Annotated in this window: 16 protein-coding genes; 1 reads left to right on the top strand and 15 read right to left on the bottom strand. The window is 59.5% G+C overall.

What is annotated here, in order from left to right; translation table 11 throughout:
• Positions 1 to 499 precede the first annotated feature (499 nt).
• From rpoS to AC1RR7_RS27345, 8 genes are all read right to left on the bottom strand, one after another.
• Positions 500 to 1,507 (bottom strand): RNA polymerase sigma factor RpoS, encoded by a 1,008-nt coding sequence (rpoS, locus tag AC1RR7_RS27380; protein ID WP_007954831.1) that lies wholly within the window; start codon positions 1,505 to 1,507, stop codon positions 500 to 502.
• Positions 1,508 to 1,613: 106 nt separating this feature from the next.
• Positions 1,614 to 2,495, bottom strand: coding sequence for a peptidoglycan DD-metalloendopeptidase family protein (locus AC1RR7_RS27375; protein WP_096819610.1), 882 nt, complete (start codon positions 2,493 to 2,495; stop codon positions 1,614 to 1,616).
• Between the two features lie 211 nt (positions 2,496 to 2,706).
• Positions 2,707 to 3,342 carry a protein-L-isoaspartate(D-aspartate) O-methyltransferase gene (locus AC1RR7_RS27370; protein ID WP_173861377.1) on the bottom strand — a complete coding sequence of 212 codons (636 nt, stop codon included), beginning with the start codon at positions 3,340 to 3,342 and terminating at the stop codon, positions 2,707 to 2,709.
• A 41-nt stretch (positions 3,343 to 3,383) separates the two neighbouring features.
• Positions 3,384 to 4,133 carry a 5'/3'-nucleotidase SurE gene (gene surE / locus AC1RR7_RS27365; RefSeq protein ID WP_096819612.1) on the bottom strand — a complete coding sequence of 250 codons (750 nt, stop codon included), beginning with the start codon at positions 4,131 to 4,133 and terminating at the stop codon, positions 3,384 to 3,386.
• A complete protein-coding gene (gene truD / locus AC1RR7_RS27360; protein WP_102621418.1) occupies positions 4,121 to 5,179 on the bottom strand; it encodes a tRNA pseudouridine(13) synthase TruD in 1,059 nt (352 codons plus the stop codon). The genes surE and truD overlap by 13 nt, the downstream gene beginning before the upstream one ends.
• A complete protein-coding gene (gene ispF / locus AC1RR7_RS27355) occupies positions 5,176 to 5,649 on the bottom strand; it encodes a 2-C-methyl-D-erythritol 2,4-cyclodiphosphate synthase (RefSeq protein ID WP_007954821.1) in 474 nt (157 codons plus the stop codon). Before ispF ends, truD begins: the two co-directional genes overlap by 4 nt.
• A gap of 44 nt (positions 5,650 to 5,693) precedes the next feature.
• Entirely contained in the window at positions 5,694 to 6,539 is an 846-nt protein-coding gene (gene fghA, locus AC1RR7_RS27350; protein WP_114881646.1) for an S-formylglutathione hydrolase, read from the bottom strand.
• Between the two features lie 55 nt (positions 6,540 to 6,594).
• The gene (locus tag AC1RR7_RS27345) at positions 6,595 to 7,707 is read right to left on the bottom strand and encodes an S-(hydroxymethyl)glutathione dehydrogenase/class III alcohol dehydrogenase (protein WP_065259207.1); all 1,113 of its coding nucleotides are present in this window, start codon (positions 7,705 to 7,707) and stop codon (positions 6,595 to 6,597) included.
• 115 nt (positions 7,708 to 7,822) lie between these two features.
• Here AC1RR7_RS27345 and AC1RR7_RS27340 point away from each other — a divergent pair, with 115 nt between their 5' ends.
• Positions 7,823 to 8,719 (top strand): LysR substrate-binding domain-containing protein, encoded by an 897-nt coding sequence (locus tag AC1RR7_RS27340; RefSeq protein WP_102621420.1) that lies wholly within the window; start codon positions 7,823 to 7,825, stop codon positions 8,717 to 8,719.
• Here the strand turns inward: AC1RR7_RS27340 and ispD are convergent.
• From ispD to AC1RR7_RS27305, 7 genes are all read right to left on the bottom strand, one after another.
• Positions 8,716 to 9,423, bottom strand: coding sequence for a 2-C-methyl-D-erythritol 4-phosphate cytidylyltransferase (ispD, locus tag AC1RR7_RS27335; RefSeq protein WP_493158793.1), 708 nt, complete (start codon positions 9,421 to 9,423; stop codon positions 8,716 to 8,718). The two genes, AC1RR7_RS27340 and ispD, sit on opposite strands and share 4 nt — an antisense overlap.
• The gene (ftsB, locus tag AC1RR7_RS27330) at positions 9,420 to 9,698 is read right to left on the bottom strand and encodes a cell division protein FtsB (protein ID WP_003222158.1); all 279 of its coding nucleotides are present in this window, start codon (positions 9,696 to 9,698) and stop codon (positions 9,420 to 9,422) included. Before ftsB ends, ispD begins: the two co-directional genes overlap by 4 nt.
• A 171-nt stretch (positions 9,699 to 9,869) precedes the next feature.
• The gene (gene eno, locus AC1RR7_RS27325) at positions 9,870 to 11,159 is read right to left on the bottom strand and encodes a phosphopyruvate hydratase (RefSeq protein ID WP_007954808.1); all 1,290 of its coding nucleotides are present in this window, start codon (positions 11,157 to 11,159) and stop codon (positions 9,870 to 9,872) included.
• Positions 11,160 to 11,315: 156 nt separating this feature from the next.
• Entirely contained in the window at positions 11,316 to 12,161 is an 846-nt protein-coding gene (kdsA, locus tag AC1RR7_RS27320) for a 3-deoxy-8-phosphooctulonate synthase (RefSeq protein ID WP_007954807.1), read from the bottom strand.
• A 5-nt stretch (positions 12,162 to 12,166) separates the two neighbouring features.
• On the bottom strand, positions 12,167 to 13,798 hold the full coding sequence (pyrG, locus tag AC1RR7_RS27315; protein WP_096819617.1) for a CTP synthase: 1,632 nt from the start codon (positions 13,796 to 13,798) through the stop codon (positions 12,167 to 12,169).
• Between the two features lie 274 nt (positions 13,799 to 14,072).
• A complete protein-coding gene (tilS, locus tag AC1RR7_RS27310) occupies positions 14,073 to 15,401 on the bottom strand; it encodes a tRNA lysidine(34) synthetase TilS (protein WP_493158792.1) in 1,329 nt (442 codons plus the stop codon).
• A gap of 133 nt (positions 15,402 to 15,534) precedes the next feature.
• The gene (locus AC1RR7_RS27305) at positions 15,535 to 16,482 is read right to left on the bottom strand and encodes an acetyl-CoA carboxylase carboxyltransferase subunit alpha (protein ID WP_085748116.1); all 948 of its coding nucleotides are present in this window, start codon (positions 16,480 to 16,482) and stop codon (positions 15,535 to 15,537) included.
• Positions 16,483 to 16,607: the final 125 nt, after the last annotated feature.

Genomic DNA, 16,607 nt, shown 5'->3' with positions numbered 1-16,607 from the left:
ACTACGCCTTTTAGCCGCCTCCATTACGTCCTCCTGAAAATAGATCAGAAGGTGTAAACCTTATTCAGGACGGGACACAGGCAAAAAAAAGGGGCGGTTTGACCCGCCCACATTTTTTCCCTATTCCCTGTGTTCCTTTTCATCGTCCTGATGAATCGCGTCCTGCGATGTCCTTTCCCCTCTTCCTTGAAGGGCGTGTCTGTCCGTCGACACAACCCAGATACTAGAGATTTCCCTGACAGCCGCAACCGGCCTGCTCAGCTAAAACACGCTGTCATAAGCACTTAATATTTAAAAATAACCATATAAATCAATCAGTTGAACATATTCAGCAAGCATAATGGACGTCTGCCGCAGTGTAAAAATAGCGAACACTTACGAAAGAGTAAGCCAGGGCTTACAACGCGAGACTACAAACCCGGGGAAGCAAACCGCTTTGCCGCAGAAAACAAAAAGCCCCGAACCAGTCGGGGCTTTTTGTGGCGATCACGCAAGGCGCTTATTGAAACAGCGACTCGCTCGACAGGCCGTTTTTCTCGAGGATTTCACGCAGGCGCTTGAGGCCTTCCACCTGGATCTGTCTCACCCGTTCCCGGGTCAGGCCGATCTCCAGGCCTACATCTTCCAGCGTGCTGCTCTCGTGACCGCGCAGGCCGAAGCGACGTACCACCACTTCGCGTTGCTTGTCGGTCAGCTCCGAGAGCCATTGATCGATGCTCTGCGACAGATCGTCGTCCTGCAGCAGTTCGCATGGATCGGTCGGACGGTCATCCGTGAGGGTGTCCAGCAGGGTTTTATCCGAATCCGGACCCAGCGAGACGTCGACCGAAGAAACCCGCTCGTTCAGGCCCAGCATACGCTTGACCTCGCCCACCGGTTTTTCCAGCAGGTTGGCGATTTCTTCGGGTGAAGGTTCGTGATCGAGTTTTTGCGTCAGCTCCCGTGCAGCCCGCAGGTACACGTTGAGCTCCTTGACCACATGGATCGGCAGCCGGATGGTCCGGGTCTGATTCATGATCGCGCGCTCGATGGTCTGACGGATCCACCAGGTCGCGTAGGTCGAGAAGCGGAAGCCGCGCTCGGGATCGAACTTTTCCACCGCCCGGATCAGCCCGAGGTTGCCCTCTTCGATCAGATCCAGCAGCGACAGCCCCCGATTGACGTAACGCCGGGCGATTTTGACCACCAGCCGCAGGTTACTTTCAATCATGCGCTTGCGCCCGGCGGGATCGCCACTTTGCGACAAGCGCGCAAAATGAACTTCTTCTTCCGGGGAGAGCAATGGGGAAAAGCCGATTTCGTTGAGGTACAGCTGCGTGGCATCGAGTGCCCGGGTGTAGTCGATGTACTTGTGTTGCTTAAGTGAAGCGGAGTGTTTGGATTTGGCACGAACGGAAGGTGGAGCAGCCCCTTCATCATTCGACATCGAATCCGAATCGATGCCGGTCTCCATCAGGAGAACCTCATCGTCGATGTCAAACTCCGGCACTTCTTTACTGAGAGCCATTGTTATAGTCCTTTGGTGAGTTCGACCCCAAGCTCAAGCGACGCCTTTATCCTTGGCAACGCTGGAGCCTGTCCCCTCTACGCGACGGAACAGGCTGGTCTGCAAATCAACGTCTTGGCAGGAACTGCAGCGGATCTACAGGTTTACCTTGTCGGCGAATCTCAAAATGCAGTTTCACCCGGTCTGTACCCGTTGACCCCATTTCGGCAATTGTCTGTCCGACTTTGACCTGCTGCCCCTCCCGTACCAACAGCCGACGGTTGTGTCCGTAAGCACTGACGTAGGTTTCACTGTGTTTGATGATGACTAATTCGCCGTAGCCCCTTAAGCCACTCCCGGCGTAAACCACCGTCCCATCAGACGCAGCTAAAACAGGCTGTCCCAAATCCCCGGCGATATCAATTCCTTTATTCAAACTACCGTTTGAAGAGAATTTACCAATCAGAATGCCATTAGATGGCCATCCCCAGCCGGTCGGGGCCGGGCCCGGTGGAGGCAATGGAGCCGGTGCCGGCTTGTTGGCGACGGACGGTACAACGGCCGCAGAAGTCGCCCCGGAACCGGTGGTTGTGGTGGTCGTCGTGCCATTCGCCTGGCGCCGGATTATCGTGGTTTTGCTCGACGAAGACGGCGCAGAACCGCTGTTGCTCACCACCGCGGTCGACGTTGAACCAGGGCGGCCATCGAAGCGAATCGTCTGACCCGGATGGATCGTGTACGGCGTAGGAATATTGTTCCGGGCAGCGAGGGCTTTGTAGTCCCAGCCGTAGCGAAACGCGATCGAAAACATTGTGTCGCCCGGACGGACTACATACTGCCCGGTCGTCACTGTAGGACGCTGGGCCACCGCATTGTTGCGATCGACGACCCGCACGTTGCTCGATTTGGTGCTGGAGCAACCGACCAGCAAGGTGCTCAAGACAAGGCCAGTCACCAGGCGCTGAAAGCTCGTGTTACCCATACGCTGCGCAATGACTGTGAGACTCACCCGCCGCTCCCTTTGTGGTGGCTGAAAAATGTGGAATGCCGATTCCGGCATGTAACTTCGCAAGTATAACGGGCGAAACAGGCTTTACCTTTAATGAAGCGATATCGCTCGACGCACACGTTTGCTCATGGACGATAAATCCTGTTTATACAATCGATGCCGCTGTAAGACAGGCGCTCTCGCAAGGAATTCAGCGCCGGCAAACAAATGCTCAGGCCAGCGGCCCGTTGAGCAATGGCACGAAGCGAACCGCCCCGAGAACGTGTCGGGAGAAGCCGTTTTCTTCGCGCACGATCAGCATCAATTGCTGCACTTCTCCTGAGCCGACCGGAATCACCAGCCGACCGCCGGGCGCCAGTTGATCGAGCAAGGCCTGTGGCACATCGGTCGCCACGGCCGTGACGATGATGCCGTTGTACGGCGCCAGCGCCGGCCACCCTTCCCAGCCATCGCCCCAGCGGAACACGACGTTGCGCAGGTTGAGTTCGACCAGACGCTCCTTGGCCCGATCCTGCAGCACCTTGATCCGCTCGACAGAGAACACCCGCTCGACCAGTTGCGACAACACCGCCGTCTGGTAACCGGAACCAGTGCCGATCTCCAGCACCTTGTCCAGCGGCCCCGCCTCGAGCAGCAACTCGCTCATGCGCGCGACCATATAAGGCTGGGAGATGGTCTGGTTGTGGCCGATCGGCAGCGCGGTGTCTTCATAGGCCCGGTGCGCCAGCGCTTCATCGACAAACAGATGACGCGGCGTACGGCGGATCACTTCCAGCACATTGGCGTTGGACAAGCCTTCTTCATATAACCGCTGAATCAGGCGTTCACGGGTGCGCTGGGAAGTCATCCCGATGCCGCTGCGCAACCGGTCGTCTTGTTCACGAGCCATCAGTTGAGCCCCTCCAGCCAGCCGTCGAGATTTCTGAAGGCATCATTGAAGGTGCGATCGAGCTGCAACGGAGTGATGGAAACGTAGCCCTGCATCACCGCATGGAAATCAGTGCCCGGCCCGCCGTCTTCCGCATCGCCGGCGGCGGCAATCCAATAACCGGCCTTGCCACGGGGATCGACCACTTTCATCGGCGCTGCCGCACGGGCGCGATGCCCCAGGCGAGTCAGCTGAATGCCACGAATGTGATCGATGGGCAGATTGGGAATGTTCACGTTCAGTACCGTGCGCGGTGGCAGATCGAGCCCGGCGTGGGCCTCGACCAGTTTGCGCGCAAAGTAGGCAGCAGTGGGCAGATTGTCCACCTGCCGGGAGGCCAGCGAGAAGGCAAATGATGGGCGTTCGAGAAAACGGCCTTCAAGGGCTGCCGCCACTGTCCCGGAATACAACACGTCGTCGCCCAGGTTGGCGCCGAGGTTAATGCCTGAAACCACCATGTCCGGCTCGCGCTCCAGCAAACCATTGAGCCCCAGGTGCACACAGTCGGTCGGCGTGCCATTGAGACTGATGAAACCGTTGGCCAGGTATTGCGGGTGCAGCGGACGATCCAGCGTCAGCGAACTGCTGGCACCGCTCTTGTCCTGTTCCGGGGCGATAACCACGCATTCGGTGTAATCCGCCAGCGCAGCATAAAGCGCGGCAAGACCGGGTGCGGTTACCCCATCGTCGTTAGAAATCAGAATACGCATGGGCTGTCCGTCTGCCCCACCGGCACCAGATCAACGAGTTCGCGCACCAATACGGTGGCGAAGCATCCGGCCGGGAGGACGAATTCCAGTTGCAGAATGTCAGGCTCGGGATAATGCCACGTCAACCCGCCAATGGGCAGTCGAAGGATGCGACGTTCGTGGCTCATACCGGCATTAATCAACCAATCGCGCAGATCCGCCTCGCCTGCGGCGATTGCCTGCTCCAGATCATGGACAGCGCCGGCGGCCGGTGAGTCACCTTCGCCCCACTGCGGACCGGTCGGATGCAGATCGAGAATCGCCAGGCGCGGGTCGCTGCACTCGGCTTCACCTGCCGGGAAAAAGCTGCGGCTGTCGGTGAACGCCAGCAGATCGCCGACTTGGGCGCGCTGCCAGGTGCCATCAGCCACTCGTGCCGCCAGCACCTGGTTGAACAGAAAGCTGCGAGCGGTCGACAGCAGGCGCGAACGCACATTGCGCTGCTCCGGCAGGGCCTTGCGCGCCGCCCATGAACGGGCATCGACGACGTTACCACCGTCATGGCCGAAACGCTGGGCGCCGAAGTAGTTCGGGATACCTTGCTTGGCAATCAGTTGCAGGCGCTCGTCGATGGCAGCCTTGTCACCATTGAACTGGGTCAGGCGCAAGGTGAAACCATTGGCCGAATGCGCGCCGCGTTGCAGCTTGCGCTTGTGGCGCGTGGTCTTGAGGATTTTCAGCGTGTCGTTTTCCGCCGCCGACAGATCCGGATCGGCCTTGCCCGGCAATTGCACGCTGAACCACTGCCGCGTCAGCGCCTGACGGTCTTTAAGGCCGGCATAGCTGACCGTGCGCAACGGCACACCGGCCGCCTTGGCAATGCGGCGTGCCGCTTCTTCGGTGTTCAGACCGCGCTTTTCCACCCAGATCCACAGGTGCTCGCCGTCACCGCTGAACGGAATGTCGAGGACTTCATCGACCTGGAAATCTTCGGCGATGGCTTTCAGTACCGCGGTACCGAGCGCGTCGCCATAGGCCCGTGGGCCGAGCAATTGCAGTTCGTTCATGCGCGCAGCAACAAGGCAACGGAATGCACGGCGATGCCTTCTTCGCGACCGACGAAGCCGAGCTTCTCGGTGGTGGTGGCTTTCACGTTCACTTGATCCAGTTCTACTTGCAGATCCGCGGCAATCAGCGCGCGCATCGATTCGATATGGGGGGCCATTTTCGGTGCCTGGGCAACGATGGTGTTGTCGACGTTGCCGACTTTCCAGCCTTTGGCGTGGATCAGGCTGACCACATGACGCAACAGCACTCGGCTATCGGCGCCCTTGAATTGCGGGTCGGTGTCCGGGAAGTGCTTGCCGATATCACCCAGCGCAGCCGCGCCGAGCAAGGCGTCGCTCAAGGCATGCAGCAGGACGTCACCGTCGGAGTGAGCGAGCAGCCCGAAGCCGTGTGCGATTCGCACGCCGCCCAGAGTAATGAAATCGCCTTCAGCGAAACGGTGCACATCATAGCCGTGGCCAATACGCATAAAAAAAACGCCCCGAATTTTGTCAGGGCGTGATTCTACCTGCATTAGCCCTTGAGGGCGCGTGCGTGATGCTGCAAGTGGTCGTCAATGAAGCTCGCGATGAAGAAATAGCTGTGGTCGTAGCCCGGTTGCAGGCGTAGCGTCAGCGGATGGCCCGCCTGTTTTGCCGCTTGTTGCAGCGCTTCGGGTTTGAGCTGGGTGGCGAGGAAGTCGTCGCGATCACCCTGATCGACCAGCAATGGCAGTTTCTCGTCCGCCTCGGCGATCAGCGCACAGGCATCCCACTCGCGCCACTTCGAACGATCTTCGCCCAGATAACGGGAGAACGCCTTCTGGCCCCACGGGCAATCCATCGGATTGTTGATCGGCGAAAACGCCGACACCGATTGGTAACGCCCAGGGTTGCGCAATGCACAGACCAATGCACCGTGACCGCCCATGGAATGGCCACTGATGCTGCGCTTGTCCGAAGCCGGGAAATGCGCTTCAACCAGTGAAGGCAATTCCTGCACGACATAGTCATGCATCCGATAGTGCCGCGACCACGGTTCCTGCGTGGCATTCAGATAGAACCCGGCACCGAGGCCGAAATCCCACGCGCCATCCGGATCACCCGGTACATCGGCGCCACGGGGACTGGTGTCCGGCGCCACGATGATCAATCCCAGTTCAGCCGCCATGCGCATGGCGCCGGCCTTCTGCATGAAGTTCTCGTCCGTGCACGTCAGGCCCGATAACCAGTACAGCACCGGCAGCTTGCCGCCCTGCTCTGCCTGCGGCGGCAGGTACACGGCGAACACCATGTCGCAGCCCAACACATCGGAACGATGGCGATAGCGCTTGTGCCAACCGCCGAAACTCTTCTGACAGGAGATGTTTTCCAGACTCATGTAGGACTCCTACGCAGCCACGGCTGCACATTGGCTGCCGTGGCATCGCGATTGATCAGAAATGAATGACGGTGCGGATGCTCTTGCCTTCGTGCATCAGATCGAACGCCTTGTTGATGTCTTCCAGGCCCATGGTGTGGGTGATGAAAGTATCCAGCGGGATCTCGCCGCTTTGCGCCATGTCGACGTAGCTTGGCAGCTCGGTACGGCCACGCACGCCGCCGAACGCCGAGCCGCGCCAGACGCGACCGGTCACCAGCTGGAACGGACGGGTGGCGATTTCCTGGCCGGCACCGGCAACACCGATGATCACCGACTCGCCCCAACCTTTATGGCAGCACTCGAGGGCTGCGCGCATCAGTTGCACGTTGCCGATGCATTCGAAGGAGAAGTCGACGCCGCCGTCGGTCATGTCGACGATCACTTCCTGGATCGGACGATCGAAATCTTTCGGGTTCACGCAGTCGGTAGCGCCCAGTTGCCTGGCGATTTCGAACTTGGCCGGGTTGATGTCGATGGCAATGATGCGCGAGGCCTTGGCCTTCACCGCGCCAATCACGGCCGACAGACCGATGCCGCCCAGGCCGAAGATGGCCACGGTGTCACCCGGTTTGACCTTGGCGGTGTTGATCACCGCACCGATACCGGTGGTCACGCCGCAACCGAGCAGGCAGACCTTTTCCAGCGGTGCATCCTTGGAGATCTTGGCTACGGAGATTTCCGGCAACACGGTGTACTCGGAGAAGGTCGAGGTACCCATGTAGTGGAAAATCGTTTGGCCCTTGTAGGAAAAGCGCGAAGTGCCGTCCGGCATCAGGCCCTTGCCCTGAGTGGCGCGAATCGCCTGACACAGGTTGGTCTTGCCCGATTTGCAGAATTTGCACTGGCCGCATTCCGGGGTGTACAGAGGGATCACGTGGTCGCCGACGGCAACGGAGGTCACGCCTTCGCCGATCGCTTCAACAATGGCACCACCTTCGTGGCCGAGGATCGACGGGAAGATACCTTCCGGGTCAGCACCGGACAGGGTGTAGGCGTCAGTGTGGCAAACACCGGAAGCCACCACGCGCAGCAACACTTCACCGGCCTTGGGCATGGCGACATCGACTTCTACGATTTCCAGCGGCTTCTTGGCCTCGAAGGCAACGGCGGCGCGCGACTTGATCATGCTGACTCTCCAGTGAATCCATTGAATAAAAACCAGACAGGGAGTGTAGTCCAGCGCTGACTGATGAATAATCAGGACAAAAGCAAAACATTATTGCCATACAGGGATAATCCCCATGTCCGAAAACCGCTGGGAAGGTATCGACGAGTTCGTCGCCGTTGCCGAGTGCAGCCAGTTCACCGCCGCCGCCGAACGCCTGGGTGTTTCTTCCTCGCATGTCAGTCGACAAATCGTACGACTCGAAGAGCGACTGCAGACACGACTGCTGTATCGCAGCACCCGGCGTGTCACCTTGACCGAAGCCGGCCAGACCTTCCTGCAACATTGCCAGCGTCTGCAGGATGGTCGCGAAGAAGCACTGCGTGCGGTCGGCGACCTGACCAGCGAACCCAAAGGCATGCTGCGCATGACCTGCGCCGTGGCCTATGGCGAGCGCTTCATCGTGCCGCTGGTGACGCGGTTCATGGGGCACTATCCGCAACTGCGCATCGATATCGAACTGACCAACCGGCAACTCGATCTGGTGCACGAAGGCCTGGACCTGGCGATCCGCCTCGGGCGTCTTCAGGATTCTCGGTTGGTGGCGACCCGCCTGGCACCGCGGCGCATGTACCTCTGCGCGTCGCCGTCCTACCTCGAACGGTACGGTCGGCCACACAGTTTGTCGGAACTGAGCCGGCACAACTGCCTGATCGGCAGCTCGGACATCTGGCAACTGGAACAGAACGGGCGGGAATTTTCCCAGCGGGTACAGGGAAACTGGCGCTGCAACAGTGGGCAAGCGGTGCTGGATGCGGCGCTACAAGGCGTCGGTCTGTGTCAGTTGCCGGACTATTACGTGTTGGAGCATCTGCACAGCGGCGCGTTGATTTCTTTGCTGGAGGCGCATCAACCGCCGAATACGGCGGTGTGGGCGTTGTATCCGCAACAACGGCACTTGTCGCCGAAGGTGCGCAAACTGGTGGATTTTCTCAAGGAAGGCTTGGCCGAACGGCCGGAGTATCGGATTTAACGACGGTTGGCCCAGCGCTGGCGCAACCATTCGAGGTCTTCCGGGCGGGTGACTTTCAGGTTGTCCGCGCGACCCTCGATCAGGCGCGGCGCCATGCCGGCCCACTCCATCGCCGAAGCTTCATCGGTGATCAGCGCATCGGCCACCAGACTGTCCGCCAATGCGCGGTGCAATGCTCCGAGGCGGAACATCTGCGGCGTGTAGGCCTGCCAGATCACGCTGCGATCCACGGTTTCGACCACTCGACCGTGCTTGTCGACCCGTTTCAGGGTGTCGCGCGCCGGCACGGCCAGCAAGCCACCGACCGGATCGCTCGCCAGCTCAGCCAGCAGTTTATCGAGATCGTCACGGCTAAGATTGGGCCGTGCCGCATCGTGCACCAGCACCCAGTCCTCGTCGTCAGCACCTTGCGCGTGCAGATGAAGCAAAGCGTTGAGCACCGAACCTGAACGCTCGGCGCCACCCTCGACCCGCTGAATCCGCGGATCGCTGGCGCTGGCCAGGTTCGGCCAATAAGGATCATCGACAGCAAGACTGACCACCAGGCCCTTGAGGCTCGGGTGATCGAGGAAACAGCCGAGGCTGTGTTCGAGAATTGTGCGCCCGCCCAGTTGCAGGTATTGCTTGGGACGGTCCGCGGCCATACGGGCACCGACGCCCGCGGCAGGAATCACGGCCCAGAAGGCCGGCAGTGAATCGATCATTGGGCCAACTGGTAAAGGGTTTCGCCGTCCTTGACCATGCCCAGTTCGTGACGAGCCCGCTCTTCAACGGTCTCCATGCCTTTCTTCAACTCGCTGACTTCAGCGTCCATCACCCGGTTGCGCTCCAGCAAGGCTTCGTTCTCGGCGTGCTGATCAGCAATCTGCTGATTCAGTTCGGCAACTTGCGCCAGACTGCCATTGCCCACCCACAGGCGGTACTGCAGACCGGCCAGCAGCAAGAGCAAGACGAGAAACAACCAGTAAGGACTGCGCATCGAATATCAGGTATCCAGTGAAAAAAGACAGCCACGCCAAAACTTTGAAGCATCTGATAGCACGAAGCCTGGAATATCCAGGCTTGTGCATATAAGGCATCAGATTAGTGGCAAATCCATCGCTGTCACGACTTTTCCGACACAATCCGGTGTCTTTTTACCATCTACAACTTAACCGCGAAACTCGGAGCGACCGTTGTACTTGGCTTTGCCATTCAACTGCTCTTCGATACGCAGCAGTTGGTTGTACTTGGAAACGCGGTCGGAACGGCACAGCGAACCGGTCTTGATCTGGCCAGCCGAAGTACCCACCGCCAGGTCGGCAATGGTCGAATCTTCGGTTTCGCCCGAACGGTGCGAGATCACGGCGGTGTAACCGGCAGCCTTGGCCATCTGGATGGCTTCCAGGGTTTCGGTCAGGGTGCCGATCTGGTTGAACTTGATCAGGATCGAGTTGGCGATCTTTTTATCGATGCCTTCTTTCAGGATCTTGGTGTTGGTCACGAACAGGTCGTCGCCTACCAGTTGGGTCTTCTCGCCGATCTTGTCGGTGAGGATCTTCCAGCCAGCCCAGTCGGACTCGTCCAGACCGTCTTCGATCGAAATGATCGGGTAACGCTCGGTCAGACCTTTCAGGTAGTCGGCGAAACCTTCAGCGGTGAATACCTGGCCTTCGCCGGACAGGTTGTACTTGCCGTCTTCGAAGAATTCGCTGGCTGCGCAGTCCAGAGCCAGGGTCACGTCGGTGCCCAGCTTGTAACCGGCGTTGGCAACAGCTTCGGAGATCACTTTCAGTGCGTCTTCGTTGGACGCCAGGTTCGGCGCGAAACCGCCTTCGTCACCGACAGCAGTGCTCAGGCCACGGGCCTTCAGAACAGCTTTCAGGTGATGGAAAATCTCGGTGCCCATGCGCAGACCTTCCGAGAAAGACTTGGCGCCAACCGGCTGAACCATGAATTCCTGGATGTCGACGTTGTTGTCGGCGTGTTCGCCACCGTTGATGATGTTCATCATCGGAACCGGCATCGAGTACACACCCGGAGTGCCGTTCAGGTTGGCGATGTGTGCGTACAGCGGCAGGTCCTGATCCTGCGCAGCAGCCTTGGCCGCAGCCAGGGAGACGGCGAGGATGGCGTTGGCGCCCAGGGTCGCTTTGTTTTCAGTACCGTCAAGCTTGATCATCGCGTGATCCAGGGCTTTCTGGTCGCTTGGGTCGGTGCCCAGCAGCAGATCGCGGATCGGACCGTTGATGTTGGCTACCGCCTTGAGCACGCCCTTGCCCAGGTAACGGCTCTTGTCGCCATCACGCAGCTCGAGCGCTTCACGCGAGCCAGTGGATGCACCGGACGGCGCGCAAGCGCTGCCGATGATGCCGTTGTCGAGAAGCACGTCCGCTTCCACGGTGGGATTGCCACGGGAGTCGAGAACTTCACGACCTTTGATGTCGACGATTTTTGCCATTGTTGTAAACACTCCAAAGTTGACGAAAACGACGCAGCTAGAGGAAATCTTTTTACCGTCGGCAAGTGGTGTGCAGCGGGCAGCTTGCAGACGACAACGCTCATACCCGAGGGCATGAGCGACAAATCGTGCGGTACTTTACCGGAGAATTGAGGTTTACGCGGTTTCTACCGTCGGAAAACTCTTCACCAGTTCGTCCAGGGCTTTGAGCTGGGCCAGGAATGGCTCCAGTTTGTCCAGACGCAAGGCGCAAGGGCCGTCGCATTTGGCGTTGTCCGGATCCGGGTGCGCTTCGAGGAACAGGCCCGCCAGCGACTGGCTCATGCCAGCCTTGGCCAGGTCGGTGACCTGGGCGCGGCGACCGCCGGCGGAGTCGGAACGACCGCCAGGCATTTGCAGCGAATGGGTCACGTCGAAGAATACCGGGTACTCGAACTGCTTCATGATGCCGAAGCCGAGCATGTCGACCACGAGGTTGTTGTAGCCGAAGCTCGAACCGCGCTCGCAGAGGATCAATTGATCGTTACCCGCTTCCACGCACTTGTTCAGGATGTGTTTCATTTCCTGAGGCGCGAGGAACTGGGCTTTCTTGATGTTGATGACGGCATTGGTCTTGGCCATGGCGACCACGAGGTCGGTCTGGCGCGACAGGAAGGCCGGCAGCTGGATGATGTCGCAGACCTCAGCGACGACCGCGGCCTGGTCAGGCTCGTGGACGTCGGTGATGATCGGTACGCCGAAGGCTTGTTTGATGTCCTGGAAGATGCGCATGCCCTCTTCCAGGCCAGGACCGCGATAGGAGGTCACAGAAGAACGGTTGGCCTTGTCGAAACTGGCCTTGAACACGTAAGGGATACCGAGTTTTTCGGTGACCTTCACGTACTCTTCGCAAACCTGCATGGCCATGTCACGGCTTTCCAGCACATTCATGCCGCCGAACAGCACCATGGGTTTGTCGTTGGCAATCTCGATGTCGCCGACGCGGATGATCTTCTGTGCCATCGGGGTTACGCCTTCTTCTGGTGTTGAGCCAATGCCGCTTTGACGAAGCCGCTGAACAGCGGATGGCCATCGCGTGGCGTCGAGGTGAACTCTGGGTGGAACTGGCAAGCGACGAACCATGGATGATCCGGTGCTTCGACCACTTCAACCAGCGCAGCATCAGCGGAGCGACCGGAAATCTTCAGGCCGGCCTCGATGATTTGCGGCAGCAGGTTGTTGTTCACTTCGTAACGGTGACGGTGACGCTCGACAATCACATCCTTGCCGTAGCAGTCGTGCACCTTGGAGCCGGCTTCCAGCAGGCATTCCTGAGCGCCGAGGCGCATGGTGCCGCCCAGATCGGACGATTCGGTACGGGTTTCGACTGCACCGGTGGCGTCTTCCCACTCGGTGATCAGACCGACAACCGGATGGCCGCTGGCACGATCGAACTCGGTGGAGTTGGCATCTTTCCAGCCCATCACGTTACGGGCGAACTCGATGACCGCCACTTGCATGCCCAGGCAGATACCCAGGTATGGAACCTTGTTTTCGCGAGCGTATTGAACGGCAGTGATCTTGCCTTCCACGCCACGCAGACCGAAGCCGCCCGGTACGAGGATCGCGTCGACGCCTTCCAGCAGCGCGGTGCCCTGGTTCTCGATGTCTTCGGAATCGATGTAGCGCAGGTTGACCTTGGTACGGTTGGTGATGCCGGCGTGACTCATCGCTTCGATCAGCGACTTGTAGGCGTCCAGCAGCTCCATGTACTTGCCGACCATCGCGATGGTGACTTCGTGCTCTGGATTGAGCTTGGCATCGACAACCTTTTCCCACTCGGAAAGGTCGGCGCCATTGCATTGCAGGCCGAAACGCTCGACGACGAAATCGTCCAGACCCTGGGCGTGCAGCACGGCCGGGATCTTGTAGATGGTGTCGACGTCTTCCAGGGAGATCACCGCACGCTCTTCAACGTTGGTGAACAGCGCGATCTTGCGACGCGACGACACATCCACCGGATGGTCGGAGCGGCAGATCAGCACGTCTGGCTGCAGGCCGATCGAACGCAGCTCTTTTACGGAGTGCTGGGTCGGCTTGGTCTTGGTCTCGCCAGCGGTGGCGATGTACGGAACCAGAGTCAGGTGCATCAGCATCGCGCGCTTGGAACCGACTTCCACACGCAGCTGGCGGATGGCTTCGAGGAACGGTTGCGATTCGATATCGCCAACGGTACCGCCGATTTCCACCAGGGCCACGTCGGCATCGCCGGCGCCCTTGATGATGCGACGCTTGATTTCATCGGTGATGTGCGGAATCACCTGGATGGTTGCACCCAGGTAGTCACCACGGCGCTCTTTGCGCAGCACGTGCTCGTAAACACGGCCAGTGGTGAAGTTGTTGTTCTGGGTCATGGTCGTGCGGATGAACCGCTCGTAGTGGCCCAGGTCCAGGTCGGTCTCGGCGCCGTCGTGGGTGACGAACACTTCACCGTGCTGGAACGGGCTCATGGTGCCCGGGTCGACGTTGATGTACGGATCCAGCTTCAGCATGGTGACCTTAAGCCCCCGCGCCTCCAGGATGGCCGCCAATGAAGCCGATGCAATGCCTTTCCCCAAAGAAGAAACAACACCGCCCGTGACGAATATGTAGCGCGTCATGAAAAACCCTAGAAGTCTGCGTTAAAGCGGTCCGAGCCGCCGGGGAAAGCGAAGGAAGGCCGAAGCCCCCGATCACCTGCATTAATCACAGTGCACCTTTCAAAAAAACCGCCGCGTTGGGACAGACCGGAAGTGAAAACACCGGTACGTTGCTCGCTACACATTTTTTGGAATCGCCCAGCAAAGACTGCTTGGTAATCGGCAACTCCTGCAATTCAGGCGAATCCACAGAAGTTGTATCAAGAAGGGAGCGTAGTCTACCGGAATGCCCCCTTCAGCTCAAACCTTGATCTTCATCAAAAGGCACCCAATGCAATTGCCAGCCTTCCTGCACGTTGCCATCAAGCCCCGGCAGGTTCGCCACGGCAAGCAATTCCTCACCGCGAAACAGCAGCGGCAATCTGCCACGCACGAAGCCCGGCACCGCACGTTCATTGAGCAGACGCTTGAGATCGCGATGACCGCGATCCGCCAGATGCATCACTTCGCCGCCCAGCCGATAGTGGATGCGCAGCGGCCCTGCGGGAGTCTGACCGCTGAACATGACACGCCCGTTATCGGGCAAGCGTAGCGCCAGCGACGGGTCATGCCAGTCGCCGCTGACCACTGGCGCGCGCAACCATTGCCCGCTGAGCCACCACAGGCGACCAGTGCTTCGGTGCAACTCGCCGTCCGCCAGACGCCAGACCGGCGAGGCATCGTTGCCGGCATCACGCAAATCGAGCCAACCCGACCAATGGTCGGTATCCGGCAGTCGGGTGAGCGGTTCCAGCCAATGACTGAGTGCATTTCTCTGGCGGGCATCGGACAACCCGGCGATGGCCGCAAACGCCAGCGATGGCAAACCCAACCACTCGAAATCATCGGACAAGGTCGCTTGAGCCAGATCAATCTGCGCCAGCTCATCGAGCAAACCTTGCGCCTCACGCAAATGTGCCGCACTGCGGGCCATGCTGGCGTGAGCCTGCGGCCAGCGACCGGTCAGCAGCGGCATGACCTGATGGCGCAGGTAATTGCGCGAGAACTGTCGATCCTGATTCGACGGATCCTCTACCCAGTGCAGGCCATGGTCCCGCGCATAGACTTCCAGCTCGGCCCGCGTGACGTCGAGCAAGGGCCGAACCAGACTGCCCTGCCCCAACGCTCGTTGCGCCGGCATGCCGGAGAGGCCTCGGACCCCGGCGCCGCGCAACAGACGGAACAGCAGTGTTTCAGCCTGATCATCGCGGTGTTGTCCGGTCAATAACACATCGTTGGCCTGAATCGCCGCACTGAACGCCGCATAACGCGCATCCCGCGCCGCCCGCTCCAGGCTCGCCCCCGGCTGCACCTGCACACGCACCACCTGCAACGACACCGCCAGCCCATCGCAGACCACCTGGCAATGCGCCGGCCACGCGTCGGCCGCAGCCTGAAGGCCGTGATGGACATGGATGGCGCCTAGCGCCGGAAGGGATTCGGTTTTGGCGAGACCGGCCAGAAGGTGCAGCAGGACGGTGGAATCGAGTCCACCCGAGTAGGCGATGCGCCAATGGGAAGCACCGAGCCAGGGCTTGAGATTGCGCAAAAGCCTGGAAGGCAAATCAATCGTCGACTGATCCATTTCTTTCCCTTGGCACAAATCAAATGTGGGAGCGAACCGGCTCGCGATAGCGGTGCAACAGCCAACTCATTGGTTGAATGTTACCCCTCATCGCGAGCAGGCTCGCTCCCACATCGGGTATTGCGCGGTCGACTTAGAGGCCGTAGCTCATCAGACGATCGTAACGACGCTTGAGCAGCGCTTCGTTGTCGAACTTCTTCAGCATCGCCAGTTGCGAGCTCAGCTCGGCACGGATCGAGGCCGCAGCAGCCGCCGGATCACGGTGGGCGCCGCCCAGAGGCTCGCCAATCACTTTGTCGACGATGCCCAGGCCTTTCAAGCGCTCGGCGGTGATGCCCATCGCTTCAGCGGCATCCGGGGCCTTTTCTGCGGTTTTCCACAGAATCGAAGCACAACCTTCCGGCGAGATCACCGCGTAGGTCGAGTACTGCAGCATGTTCAACTGATCGCAGACACCGATCGCCAGTGCACCGCCGGAACCACCCTCACCAATCACGGTGGCGATGATCGGGGTTTTCAGGCGAGCCATGACGCGCAGGTTCCAGGCAATCGCTTCGCTCTGGTTGCGCTCTTCAGCGTCGATGCCAGGGTAGGCACCCGGGGTGTCGATGAAGGTCAGGATCGGCATCTTGAAGCGCTCGGCCATTTCCATCAGGCGGCAAGCCTTGCGGTAGCCTTCCGGGCGCGGCATGCCGAAGTTGCGGCGTACCTTTTCGCGCACTTCACGGCCCTTCTGATGACCGATCACCATCACTGGCTGGTCTTCCAGACGTGCCACGCCGCCCACAATGGCCGCGTCGTCGGAGAAGTGACGATCACCGTGCAGTTCGTCGAACTCGGTGAAGATGTGCTCGATGTAGTCCAGGGTGTATGGACGTTTCGGGTGACGCGCCAGACGTGCGATCTGCCAGCTGGTCAGCTTGCCGAAAATGTCTTCGGTGAGCGTTTTGCTCTTGTCCTGCAGGCGGGAGATCTCATCGCCGATATTCAGCGAATTGTCATTACCGACCAAGCGCAACTCTTCGATCTTGGCTTGCAGGTCGGCGATCGGCTGTTCGAAATCTAGAAAATTCGGGTTCATAGGCGTCCGTCTAGGGTCGTGTCCCAAGTGAGCTTGGGCCGGCCGGTTGTCTATTCGCGCCCTACCTTAAGGGAGAGGCGCGCTAAGGTCGAGATTAAAAATTCAGGTTGCGGGCAGGCGGTTTG

This window comes from Pseudomonas sp. GW821-FHT11G12 (assembly GCF_058808055.1).
Note: the sequence above shows the minus strand (reverse complement) of the source record. Positions and strands in the feature narration are given on the sequence as shown.

Coding starts and splice junctions, on each gene's coding strand:
- ispD (WP_493158793.1), bottom strand. CDS start 9,423: ATGATCGATTCACTGCCGGCCTTCTGGGCCGTGATTCCTGCCGCGGGC.
- rpoS (WP_007954831.1), bottom strand. CDS start 1,507: ATGGCTCTCAGTAAAGAAGTGCCGGAGTTTGACATCGACGATGAGGTT.
- ftsB (WP_003222158.1), bottom strand. CDS start 9,698: ATGCGCAGTCCTTACTGGTTGTTTCTCGTCTTGCTCTTGCTGCTGGCC.
- pyrG (WP_096819617.1), bottom strand. CDS start 13,798: ATGACGCGCTACATATTCGTCACGGGCGGTGTTGTTTCTTCTTTGGGG.
- fghA (WP_114881646.1), bottom strand. CDS start 6,539: ATGAGTCTGGAAAACATCTCCTGTCAGAAGAGTTTCGGCGGTTGGCAC.
- truD (WP_102621418.1), bottom strand. CDS start 5,179: ATGAACGAACTGCAATTGCTCGGCCCACGGGCCTATGGCGACGCGCTC.
- surE (WP_096819612.1), bottom strand. CDS start 4,133: ATGCGTATTCTGATTTCTAACGACGATGGGGTAACCGCACCCGGTCTT.
- tilS (WP_493158792.1), bottom strand. CDS start 15,401: ATGGATCAGTCGACGATTGATTTGCCTTCCAGGCTTTTGCGCAATCTC.
- AC1RR7_RS27340 (WP_102621420.1), top strand. CDS start 7,823: ATGTCCGAAAACCGCTGGGAAGGTATCGACGAGTTCGTCGCCGTTGCC.
- eno (WP_007954808.1), bottom strand. CDS start 11,159: ATGGCAAAAATCGTCGACATCAAAGGTCGTGAAGTTCTCGACTCCCGT.
- kdsA (WP_007954807.1), bottom strand. CDS start 12,161: ATGGCACAGAAGATCATCCGCGTCGGCGACATCGAGATTGCCAACGAC.
- AC1RR7_RS27305 (WP_085748116.1), bottom strand. CDS start 16,482: ATGAACCCGAATTTTCTAGATTTCGAACAGCCGATCGCCGACCTGCAA.
- ispF (WP_007954821.1), bottom strand. CDS start 5,649: ATGCGTATTGGCCACGGCTATGATGTGCACCGTTTCGCTGAAGGCGAT.
- AC1RR7_RS27345 (WP_065259207.1), bottom strand. CDS start 7,707: ATGATCAAGTCGCGCGCCGCCGTTGCCTTCGAGGCCAAGAAGCCGCTG.
- AC1RR7_RS27370 (WP_173861377.1), bottom strand. CDS start 3,342: ATGACTTCCCAGCGCACCCGTGAACGCCTGATTCAGCGGTTATATGAA.